This is a genomic window from Pseudomonas frederiksbergensis, from assembly GCF_000802155.2.
Classification (GTDB): Bacteria; Pseudomonadota; Gammaproteobacteria; order Pseudomonadales; family Pseudomonadaceae; genus Aquipseudomonas; species Aquipseudomonas frederiksbergensis_A.
The window spans coordinates 56,000-69,966 of sequence record NZ_JQGJ02000023.1; the positions used below are offsets into that span (position 1 = coordinate 56,000).

At 56.6% G+C, this 13,967-nt stretch carries 10 protein-coding genes and 2 pseudogenes; 5 read left to right on the plus strand and 7 right to left on the minus strand.

Annotated elements, in window-relative coordinates; genetic code table 11:
* The 3 genes and pseudogenes from JZ00_RS26430 to JZ00_RS31755 all read left to right on the plus strand — a co-directional run bounded on the left by JZ00_RS26430 (nucleotide 1) and on the right by JZ00_RS31755 (nucleotide 2,934).
* Nucleotides 1-240 (plus strand): ribbon-helix-helix domain-containing protein, encoded by a 240-nt coding sequence (locus JZ00_RS26430; protein WP_039594173.1) that lies wholly within the window; start codon nucleotides 1-3, stop codon nucleotides 238-240.
* Nucleotides 240-650, plus strand: a complete 411-nt coding sequence (locus tag JZ00_RS26435; protein WP_039594174.1) for a putative toxin-antitoxin system toxin component, PIN family — start codon at nucleotides 240-242, stop codon at nucleotides 648-650. Before JZ00_RS26430 ends, JZ00_RS26435 begins: the two co-directional genes overlap by 1 nt.
* 3 nt (nucleotides 651-653) lie before the next feature.
* Nucleotides 654-2,934, plus strand: a pseudogene (locus tag JZ00_RS31755) (Tn3 family transposase).
* Nucleotides 2,935-3,255: 321 nt separating this feature from the next.
* Here JZ00_RS31755 and JZ00_RS26445 read toward each other — a convergent pair.
* Nucleotides 3,256-3,972, minus strand: a complete 717-nt coding sequence (locus tag JZ00_RS26445; protein WP_039594175.1) for a GntR family transcriptional regulator — start codon at nucleotides 3,970-3,972, stop codon at nucleotides 3,256-3,258.
* Nucleotides 3,973-4,107: 135 nt separating this feature from the next.
* On the opposite strand from JZ00_RS26445, the gene JZ00_RS26450 reads away from it, so the two are divergent.
* Together JZ00_RS26450 and JZ00_RS26455 are read left to right on the plus strand one after the other, a co-directional pair.
* Nucleotides 4,108-5,508 (plus strand): FAD-binding oxidoreductase, encoded by a 1,401-nt coding sequence (locus tag JZ00_RS26450; RefSeq protein ID WP_039594176.1) that lies wholly within the window; start codon nucleotides 4,108-4,110, stop codon nucleotides 5,506-5,508.
* Nucleotides 5,509-5,628: 120 nt separating this feature from the next.
* Entirely contained in the window at nucleotides 5,629-6,393 is a 765-nt protein-coding gene (locus JZ00_RS26455; RefSeq protein ID WP_046510189.1) for an IclR family transcriptional regulator, read from the plus strand.
* 10 nt (nucleotides 6,394-6,403) lie between these two features.
* On the opposite strand, the gene JZ00_RS26460 is transcribed toward JZ00_RS26455, so the two are convergent.
* The 6 genes and pseudogenes from JZ00_RS26460 to JZ00_RS26485 all read right to left on the minus strand — a co-directional run bounded on the left by JZ00_RS26460 (nucleotide 6,404) and on the right by JZ00_RS26485 (nucleotide 13,874).
* On the minus strand, nucleotides 6,404-7,798 hold the full coding sequence (locus JZ00_RS26460; protein ID WP_039594178.1) for a GntP family permease: 1,395 nt from the start codon (nucleotides 7,796-7,798) through the stop codon (nucleotides 6,404-6,406).
* Between the two features lie 95 nt (nucleotides 7,799-7,893).
* Nucleotides 7,894-8,916 carry a 4-hydroxy-2-oxovalerate aldolase gene (gene dmpG, locus JZ00_RS26465; protein WP_039594179.1) on the minus strand — a complete coding sequence of 341 codons (1,023 nt, stop codon included), beginning with the start codon at nucleotides 8,914-8,916 and terminating at the stop codon, nucleotides 7,894-7,896.
* A 10-nt stretch (nucleotides 8,917-8,926) separates the two neighbouring features.
* Entirely contained in the window at nucleotides 8,927-9,871 is a 945-nt protein-coding gene (locus JZ00_RS26470) for an acetaldehyde dehydrogenase (acetylating) (protein ID WP_039594180.1), read from the minus strand.
* Between the two features lie 468 nt (nucleotides 9,872-10,339).
* A complete protein-coding gene (locus JZ00_RS26475; RefSeq protein WP_082112130.1) occupies nucleotides 10,340-11,359 on the minus strand; it encodes an IS110 family RNA-guided transposase in 1,020 nt (339 codons plus the stop codon).
* 109 nt (nucleotides 11,360-11,468) lie between these two features.
* Nucleotides 11,469-12,878: pseudogene (locus JZ00_RS26480) on the minus strand (IS3 family transposase).
* Between the two features lie 42 nt (nucleotides 12,879-12,920).
* Entirely contained in the window at nucleotides 12,921-13,874 is a 954-nt protein-coding gene (locus tag JZ00_RS26485; protein ID WP_039594181.1) for an AraC family transcriptional regulator, read from the minus strand.
* Nucleotides 13,875-13,967 lie beyond the last annotated feature (93 nt).

Consider the following 13,967-nt stretch of genomic DNA (forward strand, 5'->3'; position numbering starts at 1 on the left):
ATGAATACCATTCGCTGGAATGTCGCCGTCTCGGCCGACACCGACCAGTCGCTTCGGATGTTTCTGGCCAGCCAGGGCGGTGGCCGGAAAGGCGACCTGTCGCGCTTCATCGAAGAGGCTGTGCGGGCGCACATCCTGGAACTGAGCGCCGAGCAGGCCAAGGCCGCCAATGCCCATCTGAGTGAGGCAGAATTGACCGACGCGGTTGACGAAGCGCTCGCCTGGGCACGTAAGCGCTGATGCGGGTCGTGTTGGATACCAACATCCTGTTCAGCGCCCTGATCTCGCCGCATGGCGCGCCCGATGCGATTTACCGTGCCTGGCGCGCCTCGCGTTTCGAGGTGGTGACCTCGTGGATGCAGCTCGATGAAATTCGCCGGGCCAGCCGCTACCCCAAGCTCCAGGCCATTCTTCAGCCCGCCAAAGTGGGAGCCATGATCAATAACCTGCAACGGGCTGTGGTACTGGAGCGTTTGACCATCGAGGTCGAAGCCGATGATCCGGATGACTCGTTTCTGCTGGCCATGGCCTTGGCAGGCGATGCGGACTACCTGGTGACCGGTGATCGCCGCGCTGGCCTGCTGCAACGCGGGCACATCGAGCGCACGCGGATCGTCACGCCCGCCGTGTTCTGCGCCGAGGTGCTGTGATCGATGCCGGTCGGTTTTCTGACTCAGGAGCAACGCGACGGTTTTGGCCGCTATGTCGATGCCCCCAGCCGTGAATAACTGGAACGTTACTTCCACCTGAGCGATGAAGACCGTGAAGCCGTCCAGGTGCTGCGGGGTAACCATAACCGCCTGGGTTATGCCGTTCTGCTGACCACCGTCCGCTTCGTGGGAGTTTTGCCGGACAAGCCCACCGCCGTGCCAGTGGAAGTTTTACATGTGCTTTGTCGCCAGCTTTTCTGGAAGCGCTGCTGCGCGACCTGTTTAGCAAATGCGGATAAGGCTGACAAAAAGGCGTACACGCATGCGCAGCCTGAAAGACCCTTATCGGGCGGCCGCGGCGGTCGCCGACGCGTGTAAGGTCGTGCTGGATAGCTCGATCAGCGATGACAGCGTGCGCGCCCGGTTTTTAACGACCTGCCGAGGACTACCCTGGAAAAGGCTCTGGAAGAGGTCAATGCGCTGATCCGTCCGGTCGATGACGTGTATTTCCTCGCACTGGAAGAGCGTTACCGCAGTGTGCGCCGCTTCCTGCCTGCTCTGCTCAAGCACATCCGCTTTGGCTTCAGCCCGGCCGGCAAGGGCGTGGCCGCCAGCCTCGACTGGTTGCAACTGAGCTTTCCCCATAGGAAACCGGAGGATGATGCGCCGCAGGAGATCGTGGCCAAGGGCTGGCAGAAGCAGATTACCCGAGAAGATGGTTCCCTCGACATGGGCGCCAATGTGTTCTGCACGCTCGATGCCCAGCGTACCACGCTACGCCGCCGCGATGTCTTCGTCTCGCCCAGTTGGCGCTATGCCGATCCCCGTCTCGGTCTGCTCGACGGGGCCGAGTGGCTGGCGGCGCGGCCGATCATCTGCCGTCGCTGGGCCTGAACATCGACGTCGGCACCACCCTGGACGCGCTGAGCGCGGAACTGGACGCCACTTGGCAGGCGGTGACCGCCCGCCTGCCCGATAACCCCGCGATTCAACTGAGCGAGAACACCGAGGGCAAGACTGAGCTGTCGCTCGGGGCGCTGGACAAGCTGGACGAGCCCAGCGCGTTGCTGCAACTGCGTGCGGCCGTGGCCGACTTGCTGCCGCGTGTCGATCTGCCGGAAATCCTTCTGGAGATCGCTGCCCGCACCGGCTTTGCCGAGGCGTTCACCCATGTGTCCGAACGCAATGCACGGGCCGACAACCTGGTCACCGGCCTCTGCGCGGTGCTGCTGGGCGGGGCCTGCAACATCAGCCGGGAACCCTTGATCCGCAACGACAATCCGGCGTTGCGCCGTGAACGACTGTCCTGGGTTAGCCAGAACTATATCCGTGACGACACCCTGTCAGCGGCTAACGCCATTCTGGTGGGTGCGCAAAGCCAACTGGAGCTGGCTCAGGTCTGGGGTGTGGTGAGGTCGCCTTCGCCGATGGCATGCGCTTCGTCGTACCGGTGTGCACCGTGCATGCCGGGCCCAACCCGAAGTACTTCGGTAGCGGCCGGGCGTCACCTGGTACAACCTGATCTCCGACCAGTTCTCCGGCCTCAAGGCCATCACCGTGCCTGGCACTCTGCGCGACAGCTTGGTACTGCTGGCCGTGGTGCTGGAACAGCAGACCGAGTTGCAGCCGACGCAAATCATGACCGACACCGGAGCCTACAGCGATGTGGTGTTCGGGCTGTTCCGCCTGCTTGGCTACCACTTCAGTCCGCGGCTGGCCGATGTCGGCGGTACCCGCTTCTGGCGCACGCGCCCGGACGCGGACTACGGCAAGCTCAACGGGCTGGCCCGCCAGTCGGTCAAGCTCGACCTGATCGCGCACCCTGCAAACCGGGGATCGCACCACTCGGTTAGTCCAGGCGCTGGCCGAGTTCGGGCGGATCGAGACAACCCTGCACACGCTGACCTACATTGATGGCGAGTCCAAGCGCCGCGCCACCCTGACCCAATTGAATCGGGGCGAAGGCCGACACAGCCTGGCCCGCGCCGTGTTCCATGGCAAACGCGGCGAGTTGCGTCAGCGCTACCGCGAAGGCCAGGAGGACCAGCTCGGTGCCTTGGGCCTGGTGGTGAACATCATCGCGTTATGGAACATGCTCTACATGACGGCGGCCGTGGAACGGCTCAAGCAGCACGGCTACCCGGTGCTGGAAGAGGATTTGGCCCGGTTATCACCGCTGATCTACTAGCACATCAACATGCTCGGGCGGTATTCGTTCGCGGTGCCGGAAGAAGTCGCGCGCGGCGAGCTGCGGCCGCTGCGCAATCCAGACGACGATCTGTGATCTGAACCGGTCTGCGCTTTATGCATCTGCGGGTGCCTATAACTACGGCTGTGTCCAACCAAACTGAGGAGCAGGCCGACGTCGAACTTTAGGCGTAGCACCTCTCGGATTTTACGCATGGATATACGCTCCACGACAACCTCTTCAACCTCTTCGCTTCGATAGAAGAGGTCGGTCGATGGTAATGAATAGTCCTGAGTCGCTGCCTGCCTGAGCGTAGGTCGGAACTGTGAGAAGTCACTGGTCTAAATGCTCGTAGAATCGGTGTCCAAGTGCGCATGGAATTCCCATAGAGTCATACGTGTTCAAGTTAAGCCCGCGCTACAAGCGCAGCTTGCGACGGATTTTCTCGACCCGGTTACTGTTTAGGCTTTGCAACTCCTGACGCTCACGCAAGGTGACGATGTAACTCTCGCGGGTTCGTAAAATATGCCGGCTAAGCAGCGTTGCCAGCGCACCCTGCTTTCCCGTCTCAGCCAGTTCGATCATCCGGCGATGATCGTTGAACGAACGGTCTGGCTCGTGTCTGGCACATCGAGCCAAGTGGGTGCGCAAAGCCGCGACACGACCGAGATTACGTTCGTAAGCATCCACTAAATAACGATTGGCGCTGAACTTTAAAAAGCTTAAGTGAAATTCAGTGTCGGCGGCGCCATAGCTCAAACGGTCGTTCTGCTCCAGCGCGCTGATCATCTGCGTCAGCGCGCCACGCATCGCCTGGAGCGTGGCTTGAGGGTTGCGCTCAAACGCACGGCGTGAGGCCTCGACTTCGAGCGTTACACGATGTTCGCACAACTCGACAATATCAGCCTCGGTAGGGCTGAACACGAAGCTGCCTGACTTAGCGACCACGTTCACCAGTCCCTCGGTCTGCAGCAGTGCCAGCGCCTCGCGCACCGGCGTGCGGCTGACCTCAAAGGCCGCCGCCAAGCTTTCTTCAGAAAGCGCCTCCCCCAAATCCAGACGTGCAGAGACGATAGCTTCACGGATATTGGCGGCCAAGCGTACGACGAGAGATTTTTCTACGGTTTTGCTCATTGGATCTACACAGGTTTTCATCGCCGAGCTATGGCTCAAGGCTGTGATCACAATGATAACGGAACAGCGCCTTTAAACTTGTATACTAGTTGTTGTACCCTAGATTATTACACCAACAATAAAATGGACCTTCCAATGTCTACTCACCATGCGCTTCAAACATCTCCCATGCCCACCCTGCTCGATGCTTTACGCGAGCTGCTCGGTGAGCGATTGAGTACAAGCCGTACCGAATGCGAGCAGCACGGGCGCGGAGAGTCTTATCATCAGACATTACCGCCGGACGCAGTGTGTTATGCCGAGTCCACGGCCGAGGTTGCGACTATCGTCAAACTCTGCGCCGCACAGCGGGTGCCGATAATTGCCTTTGGTGCTGGCACGTCGCTGGAAGGCCATGTGGGTGCCGCAATTGGCGGAGTCTGTATTGATCTGAGCCGCATGCAGAGAATCATCGATGTTCGTCCCGACGATCTGGATGTGACTGTCGAAGCAGGCGTCACCCGCATGCAACTTAATGCCGAACTGCGCACCACTGGCTTATTCTTCCCGGTCGATCCAGGGGGAGAAAGCACCTTAGGCGGCATGGCGGCAACCCGGGCATCAGGCACTAATGCAGTGCGCTACGGGACAATGCGCGAGAACGTATTGAACCTCACCGTGGTATTGGCCGATGGGCAAGTGATCAAGACCGGTGGCCGTGCACGCAAATCTGCTGCCGGTTACGACCTCACGCGATTATTCGTTGGTTCGGAAGGCACGCTGGGTATCATCACTGAAGTCACGCTGCGCCTTTACGGCATCCCTGAAACCACCTGCGTGGCAGTGTGCACTTTCCCGACGATTGCCTCGGCGGTGAGTTCAGTGGTTTCAATCATTCAATACGGCATCCCGGCCTCTCGCGTTGAGTTGCTGGATGCGCGCACGGTGCAGGCGGTAAACCGCTTTTCCCAGATGCGGCTGACGGAGACGCCGACACTTTTTTTCGAGTTCGCGGGATCCCCGGCCAGCGTGGCGGAACAAGTCGAGCTGACGCAGGAAATTGTTGAAAGCAACGGTGCACTGGGTTTCCAGACTGCAGCCGATGCTGATGCCCGCAGTGCGCTATGGCGTGCCAGACACAATGTTCACTATGCGATGCAGTCCATGCGCCCGAATGCGCGAATCTGGAGTACCGACGTGTGTGTGCCGATTTCAGCGTTGACCCAATGCATCGCCGAAACAGCTGAAGATGTCGCCAAGGTCTCATTTTTCGTAGGCGTAGTCGGGCATGTGGGCGATGGCAACTTCCACTTGGGGTTGGTGGTCGATCCGGATAATGAAGCAGAAATGGCTGAGGCCGAGGCTCTCAATGAGCGTGTAGTAGAGCGTGCTATTGCGCTGGACGGCACATGTACCGGTGAGCATGGAATTGGTTCAGGGAAAATAAAGTATATGGCGCTGGAGCACGGTGCAGCAGTTGGAGTAATGCGTTTGATCAAGCAAGCGCTAGATCCCTTAGGACTGATGAACCCCGGAAAAATCCTTCCCGAAGCTTGACGCCCAGGGTGAAAGGCCACGCCTTCAACATCGGCATGCCTGTACTGGAGGCTTTTGGCTGGGTATTGGTAACAGTGCAGGGTAGAATGCCCACCCCAATTGTTGACTGCGCCAGTGCCTATGAAACCTCCACGCCAACTCGCCAGCCAAACCCTCTTTCGTGGGCTTGAGGTCGTCGATGCTGTTGCTGATGGCCTCACTACGCTTCCAGAGATCAGTGCTCGTCTGGCCGTTTCGGTCAGCACGACTCATCGCTTGGCCTCTGCGCTCGTGCAGATCGGTTATCTTCGTTTCGAAGCACGAAAGGGCTACAGCCTCGGACCGCATTTAATCGAGCTAGGCTTCAAAGCCCATCGCCAGTCCGACTTGGCGACCCGTGCCCGTCCGCACTTGCAGGCCTTGGCCGACCTGACCCACGACACTGTGCATTTGGCTACGATGCTGGATGAACAGGTAGTATATCTAGACAAAATTGCCGGTTCGCGCGCCGTGCAAGTCAGTTCGTTGATTGGTGGCCGCAAGCGCCTCTGCAGTACGGGTGTTGGCAAGGCATTGCTACTGGACGAAACGGAGCAGCGTTGGACTGAGCTGTACCGGCAAGACACGGCCAGTGGTTTTTGCGAAGCCAAGGACGAGGCAGACTGGTTGGCGTTAATGCGCGGGTATGTGGCTGAAGGTTATGCATTTGACTTGGGTGAGGATGACGAAGCGATTCGCTGCGTTGCTGCGCCGATTCGTGATGCCAGTCGCCAGATAGTCGGTGCCGTCAGCGTATCAAGTACGGTTCAGTACATGGATGCCGCGCGGATGCAGGCGCTGATTACAGTCGTGCAAAAGAGCGCAGCGTGTATCGGTCGCGAATTGGGCGGCGGATACACGCTGTAGCTCAAATCGGTTAAACAATCCCCGTGGTGTAAAACAGCACAATGGCTAGCCCTGCAACTAGGGTCTTGATGGTGGTGATGGCGAAGATATCGCCATAAGACTGGCGATGTGTCAGGCCACATACGATTAACAATGTGATGACTGCGCCGTTGTGCGGCAGCGTATCCATCCCGCCGCTAGCCATGGAAGCGATGCGGTGGAAAACCTCTAGAGGTATGCCTGCTGCATGCGCCGAGGCAATAAAAGTCTCGGCCATGGCTCCAAGGGCGATACTCAGTCCCGCAATAGCAGAACCGGTCAGCGCCGAAAGCACCGTAATTGAAATAGCCTCATTTAACAGTGGATCAGGAATCGCTTTGAGTGCTGCGGCTGCGACGACGAAGCCTGGGAGAATTGCCATCACGGCTCCGAAACCATATTCAGTCGCACTGTTCATGGCAGCCAAAATCGACCCTCCAGCTGCAGCTTTACTGCCTTCAGCAAATTTTGGCAGGATCACATGACCACGTGTAAGCATCAGCGTAATAATGCCTGCGAGTAGTCCGCCAAGTACCGACCACACTGCCGCGTAGGTTTTAATGTCGATGACAACGGCCGCGACCATGCCGCCGATGCTCAGGCTGTACTTATCCCCATAAAGCTGCGGAATCAGTCGGATCAGGTAGAAGTTGACAACGCACACCACCAGCAGAGGCAGTAGAGCTATCAGTGGGTGGGATAGTTTTTCGTCCAGATCGGCAGACAGTGGCTCGTTGATATGGCCCATACCATAACCTTCTCCGGCGCGCAAGGCCGCGCGTCGGCGCGACTCTAAATAGAGCATGCCCGCAACGAAAATCATCACCCCGCCAATCGTGCCCAGCCAAGGGGCCGCCCACGTGCTGGTCTGAAAAAAAGTAGTAGGAATAATATTCTGTATCTGCGGGCTTCCGGGCAGCGAGTCCATAGTGAAGGTAAACGCGCCCAGGGCGATTGCGCCTGGTATCAGACGCTTGGGAATCTGGCCTTGACGGAACAACTCGGCGGCGAACGGATAAACCGCAAACACCACAACATTCAATGAGACGCCGCCGTAAGTCAGAATTGCGCATGCCAGCACAATCACCAGCACAGCTCGATGACTACCCACCAGACGGATCAATGCGGCGCTAATAGCGCGTGAGTTACCTGAGATTTCGATCAGTTTTCCGAATAGCGCCCCAAGTAGAAACACCGGGAAAAAGTTCTTAACGAACATCGCCACCTTTTCCAAAAATATAGCGAAATAGGCGGGTGCTACTGCTGCAGGTTCTGTCAGCAAAATTGCACCTAATGCTGCAATAGGGGCGAAAATGATGACGCTGAATCCGCGGTAAGCCATGAAAATCAGGAACGCCAAAGCGGCAAGGATGACGATAACGTCCATCTGAAAAGCTCCACATTATTTTAGTTATTTTGGGGGGGGTACAACTGTCTAGCGAGTTGCTGGGGGCGCTTCAATGCCACGCCCCAGCACGCAGCTCAATCCTTCTTCAGCAAATCCAGAGCAACATCAACGATCATGTCTTCCTGCCCACCTACCATGCGTCTCTTGCCTAGTTCGACCAGTATGTCCAGGGTCTTGAGACCGTATTTCTGGGCGGCAATCTCGGCATGACGTAAGAAACTCGAATACACCCCGGCATAACCCAATGCCAGAGTTTCGCGGTCTACCCGCACGGGGCGATCCTGCAACGGGCGAACAATGTCATCGGCAGCGTCCATCAGCGTGTAAAGGTCGGTACCATGATTCCAACCAAGGCGCTCGGCAGCAGCAATGAACACTTCCAGCGGCGCATTTCCAGCTCCCGCCCCCATACCCGCAAGACTGGCGTCTATACGATCGCAACCTTCCTCGACGGCGGTAATGGAGTTGGCGACACCTAGACTAAGGTTGTGGTGAGCATGCATCCCGGTTTCGGTTTGTGGATTGAGCACCGCCTTGAATGCACGAAAACGATCCCGTACATCTTGCATATTCATCGCACCGCCAGAGTCGGCCATGTACACGCAGGTGGCACCGTAGCTTTCCATCAATTTGGCCTGGGCTGCCAACTGTTCGGCCGGAATCATGTGGCTCATCATCAGGAAGCCGACGGTGTCCATACCCAACGCACGGGCGTACTCAATGTGCTGCTTTGAGACATCAGCTTCGGTGCAATGGGTCGCGATACGGACCACCCTTGCTCCAGCGTCGTAGGCTGCCTTCAAATCGTGAACAGTGCCTATACCTGGTAGCAGAAGGGTTGTGATCTTCGCGTGAGTGATGACATCTGCGGCAGCTTCAATCCATTCGAGATCGGTGTGAGAGGCAAAGCCGTAGTTGAAACTTGAGCCTTGCAGGCCATCACCGTGAGCCACCTCAATCGAATCGACACGAGCCTTGTCCAGAGCGCGGGCGATATCCTGTATGTTTTGCAGCGAATAGTGATGGCGAATGGCATGACTGCCGTCGCGCAGGGTCACGTCAGAGATATAAAGTTTTTTGCCAGGGTTGAACGTCATATCAGTGTCCTCAGGCGTTCAGCATTGACTGCGCCATGCGCTCGGCAGTGGCCAAGGCAGCGGAGGTCATGATGTCGAGATTGCCAGCATAAGCAGGTAGGTAATGGGCCGCGCCTTCGACCTCAAGGTATATCGAGGTTTTAAGACCTGAGAACCTGCCAAGTCCTGGAATATTCACCGGGGAATTTTCCGGGACGAGGTCGAACTGCACTTTTTGTTTAAGACGATAGCCCGGAACGTAGGCCTGAACAGCTGCGGCCATTTCAACTATGGACGCCTCTACCTGAGCTTGATCAGCCGCTTCGGACAACACAAAGACGGTGTCGCGCATCATCAATGGCGGCTCGGCCGGGTTCATGACGATGATTGCCTTACCTTTGGCTGCGCCGCCGATCACTTCAACGGCTTTGGACGTGGTCTCGGTGAACTCATCTATGTTGGCGCGAGTACCGGGACCGGCTGATTTGCTGGCAATCGAGGCGACGATTTCGGCGTAGTGCACTTTGGCCACGCGTGAAACTGCTGCGACCATTGGGATAGTGGCCTGCCCCCCACAGGTGACCATATTGACGTTGAGCCGATCGAGATTTTGTTCGAGGTTAACCACCGGGACACAGTAAGGGCCGATTGCGGCAGGAGTCAGGTCGATCAGGCGGATACCGGGTTTGATTGATCGCAGGAAAGCATCGTTGTTCACGTGAGCCGCCGCCGATGTGGCATCGAATACAAAATCGATGTCTTTAAACACCTCGAGGCGAGTCAACCCTTCAACTCCTTCATGAGTTACTGCTACACCCATTCGTGCAGCTCTGGCTAGACCGTCAGAGGCCGGATCGATACCGACCATCACCGCCATCTCCAAATACTTGGAGTTACGCAGGATCTTGATCATCAAGTCGGTGCCGATATTGCCGGAACCAACAATGGCGACTTTCAGCTTTTGAAAACCCACCATGCTCCCCTCTCTTGTGATTGTGATTTCGAGGCAAAGGCGAACAAGCCGCCTGTGACGTTTCGCGTGCAGATTAGAATTTAGCCCTAAAAATGTCAATATATGATTATTAATATCATATATTGATATTTCTGGCGGATTAGGCTCTTGATAAGACTGAAAGCGTGGGGAAATGTTGTTGGAGATGTGTGCAGGGCGTTGCCGCTGGCCGAAAATCTATGGTCACCCCATTTTTTGCAATACTGATTAACGGATGAAGTGGTTGGCTTGCTTAAATCTATCCGGCGTCCAATTGGGGCTTGCCCCGCGCCACGATGAGAGTCGCGCCTGGCGATCCTTAAAACTGACGCGGCTTCAAAAGCCGATTTTCGGGTCAGGATCTTCGTCAGGCCGGTTGGCCGCTCACATCATCTTTTGTTCAGCTATCGCAAAACCTGAAGGATGAATCGTGGTACTGCGGCAACAACAGGGTCAGGCGCTCAAGGCGTCTGGCCCTGCTTCGTATTGGGTATGGTGCGCGGCAATCGCCCACGCTATACGGGCTAATTTGTTGGCCAGCGCACAGGCGACCACGTTGGAATGACGTCGTGTCAGCAGCGAACGTACCCAGTCGGCCAGCGCCCCTTTCTGACGTTCTATGTGCTGCAGGTAGACCCTGGCGCACTGCACCAGCAGGCGGCGCAGGTTCTTGTCGCCACGCTTGCTGATGCCCAGCAAGTTTGCCTTGCCGCCGGTGCTGTACTGTCTGGGTACCAAGCCCAGAGAGGCAGCAAAATCTCGGCTGCGACCGTATTGCTGGCCATCGCCCATTTCTACAGCCAGCAGGCTGGCGGTGATCGGCCCCACACACGGCATGCTCAGCAAACGACTGCCCAGATCATCGTCAGCCAGTTGGCCGGCCAGCTCTTTGTCCAGTTCCTTGATCTGGCCATAAACGAAGTGATCGTGCAGACGCTGCAGCAGCATCGTTAACCGAACAGGCAGCTCGTGCTCCGCCAGAACACTGGACAAGCGCTTCATGATGGCCAGCCCTTGGGGCAGGCTTATGCCGAATTCCAGCAGGAAACCATGCATCTGATTGACCGCCTTGGTGCGGTCGCGGATCAGCGACTCGCGCAGGCGATGCAATACTGAAAGGGTTTGCTGGGCCTCGGTTTTGGGCGAGACGAAGCGCATCGTCGGGCGTGAAGCCGCCTCGCAGATCGCTTGTGCATCAATGAAGTCGTTTTTGTTGCCCTTGACGAAGGGCCGCACGAACTGCGGGGAAATCAACTTGGCTTGATGTCCCATGGCCATCAGCTCGCGAGCGACAAAATGCGCTCCGGCGCAGGCCTCCATCACAACCGTGCAGGCAGGAAGGTTACCGAAGAATCGCATCATCTGCTGACGCGAGAACTTCTTGCGAAACAACTCACGACCCGGCTTGTCCTGGCCGTGCAGGTGGAACGTATGTTTGCCGAGGTCGATACCGACCAGTGCTAAATCGCTCATGGTGATGGTCTCCAAATAAAAACACCCTGCGAAAGCGTAGCCCTCGCAGGGTGTGGGGGTGACCATCTCATTACTGACCAGTGGGGATGCGGACAAAAACTTGGACTGGTTATGCCGCGAGGCCCAGGCTCTCACGATACTCAACGGGACTGAGAGCGCCCAGGGATATCTTGATTCGTTTCTCGTTGTACCAGCGAATGTACGAATCCAAGGCCTGAATGAACTGCTCGATGCGCGATAACCAGCCGGGCCAGCGGTAGTGAGCGCCACGATCGGAGTGAACAATAGGCCGTTTATCGTTGCTGGCCACCGTTTCGACAGCGGCATCCAGCATCGTGTTCACAAGCTCTGCGTCGGGACGCGTGCCGATCGACCAACTGATTACCTTCCCATCGAAGCAGTCGATCATGGGGGACAGGTATACCTTGCCGGCTGGGATCTGGAACTCCGAGATGTCGGTCAGCCATTTCTCATTCGGAGCTAGGGCCGTGAAGTCGCGGTTGAGGAGGTTTTCCGGCGCCGGACTGATCTCCCCGAGGTAGGAACCGTATCGACGCCGTTTCGGCTTGGCGGCGACTAGGCACTCCTGCTTCATCACGCGCTGCACCACCTTCTCTGAAAGGCGCACACGCTGCCTGCTCAACGAAGCTCGCATCCGACGGTAGCCATAGCAACGGCGATTGCGCTCGAATATGTCCGCCATGGTACGACGCACTTCGGTGTACTTTTCCGCGACCTGCATTCGGGCTTGATGATAGAAATAGGAGCTTCGGGTCAAGCCCAACGCGTCAAGCAGGTCTAAGCAAGAAGTACCTCTGCCTTAGGGCATCAGCCAGCAATGTCTTCTACCGATTGGTCAGGACTTGCCGGTTGATGCCCGTCTCTTTTTTATGAGTTTATTCGCCCTCATCAACAGGTCATGTTCAAGCTGCAAACGGCGCACATCAAGCTGGAGAGATTCGAGTTGCCGCTGCAACTCCTCTCGTTCCGGTGACGATGAGGGTTCAAGTCGACACTTCATGGATGGGGAAACCTTTGGGCCGAGTAGCTGGTTTTTCCAGTTGTACAAGGTCGGCCTGCACACGCCCAGCTTTTGAGTCAGGGCTTTCGCACTTTCTTTTCGAGTGCACAGCGCGATGACCGCTGCCTTCTTCACTGCTGGCGGTCGGGCTAACCCGTCTGATCGACCGACATTACGCGTATGCAACTGGGGGTGCATTTCGTAAATCCAGGCACGCAAGGAATCCCGCGCGGGGTAGCCCAACACCTTGATGGTAGCGGCGATGTTGCGACCGTATTGGAGATAGTGCCCGACAGCCTTTTCCCTTTGGGTCAGTGAATACTTCGACTTCGCGTTCTCGTAGCCGCGCGGCAGGTCGAGGCATCGCTCATACTCTGCGTGCCAGCTCTTCAAAGAGTTCTTCGTCAGGAAGCCCAACTGACGAATACTTGCCCCGATTAGCTTGCCCAGTTTGATGTAGAGCTTGACCGCTCGGATACGGTCTTCGTATGAATACATGAACTGCCACCAGGTAGTTCAACATTTCCGCCGCATGCACGATTAGCCGCGACGACGCAAGGTGTCCGATGGCAACTCGCCGAAGGTGCTCTTATAATAATTGGCGAAGCGTCCGAGATGCAGGAAACCGTAGTCGAGGGCGACTTCGGTAACGTTGCTTACTGCGACTTGCGGGTCACTCAGGCGGGCACGGATTGCCTCAAGTTTGCGCTGACGTATAAAGCGCATGGGTGTGGTGCCAGCGTGCTTGTCGAATAACGCGTATAGCGAGTGTACACCGATATGCACTAGATCAGCCAATTGTTCAAGGCTGATACTCTGCTTAATGTTCTTCTCGATCAATTCTTCCAGGCGGTTGAACGACTGACAAGCGCCCTCCAACGGCTCGCGACTGACATTGCTAATCGGCAGGCTGAGCAGCTTGCTTACTATAATCTTGGCGTAGTGCTCCTTCACCTGAAAAATAGACAGATCAGTTTCCGCCTCCTGACAGACCAGGCTCAGCAATGTAAGGAAGCCGTCCAGTTGCTCGCGCCGATGAATCTGGTCAAAGCGCACCCCCTCGCTCGGGTAACTCCACTTGTTTTCGCTGCAAACCTTTCCGATGAAACTGGCCGGCAGCTTGATAATGAACTTCTCGTAGCAGCCCGAGTAGGTCAGATCGAACGGGGTGTGAGGGTTGAGCAACAACAAATCACCGGGGGCAAGGCCGCGTTCCTCACCGCAGCTTCGCCACATGCAGCGCCCCTTGAGCACGATATGTAAATGGTAGTGAGCCTCTCGTTCCGGCGAAGTGATTTGCACTCCGCTACCGTAACTCATCTGGAACAAATCCAAGCTGCCTAAAGTACGGTGCATCAGGCTAGCCTCTGAATCACTAGTGCGGCGCTGCATGACCCGGTGGGCACCCACATGCTCGTTGGCATAGCCTGACACTACATCAACAGAATTTTTGGAGAAAATCTGGCTCTTCTCATGTAGCAAACAAAAATCCATAAGTCATTACGCTCTTATAATTATATGCGTTGAGACGAGAATTCGCAGAACGAGTGGAACATTGCATTTTTACAACATTTTTCATCTTTTCAC

Coding starts and splice junctions, on each gene's coding strand:
- JZ00_RS26460 (WP_039594178.1), bottom strand. CDS start 7,798: ATGGACGTTATCGTCATCCTTGCCGCTTTGGCGTTCCTGATTTTCATG.
- JZ00_RS26435 (WP_039594174.1), top strand. CDS start 240: ATGCGGGTCGTGTTGGATACCAACATCCTGTTCAGCGCCCTGATCTCG.
- JZ00_RS26430 (WP_039594173.1), top strand. CDS start 1: ATGAATACCATTCGCTGGAATGTCGCCGTCTCGGCCGACACCGACCAG.
- JZ00_RS26470 (WP_039594180.1), bottom strand. CDS start 9,871: ATGGTGGGTTTTCAAAAGCTGAAAGTCGCCATTGTTGGTTCCGGCAAT.
- JZ00_RS26485 (WP_039594181.1), bottom strand. CDS start 13,874: ATGGATTTTTGTTTGCTACATGAGAAGAGCCAGATTTTCTCCAAAAAT.
- JZ00_RS26445 (WP_039594175.1), bottom strand. CDS start 3,972: ATGAGCAAAACCGTAGAAAAATCTCTCGTCGTACGCTTGGCCGCCAAT.
- dmpG (WP_039594179.1), bottom strand. CDS start 8,916: ATGACGTTCAACCCTGGCAAAAAACTTTATATCTCTGACGTGACCCTG.
- JZ00_RS26450 (WP_039594176.1), top strand. CDS start 4,108: ATGTCTACTCACCATGCGCTTCAAACATCTCCCATGCCCACCCTGCTC.
- JZ00_RS26455 (WP_046510189.1), top strand. CDS start 5,629: ATGAAACCTCCACGCCAACTCGCCAGCCAAACCCTCTTTCGTGGGCTT.
- JZ00_RS26475 (WP_082112130.1), bottom strand. CDS start 11,359: ATGAGCGATTTAGCACTGGTCGGTATCGACCTCGGCAAACATACGTTC.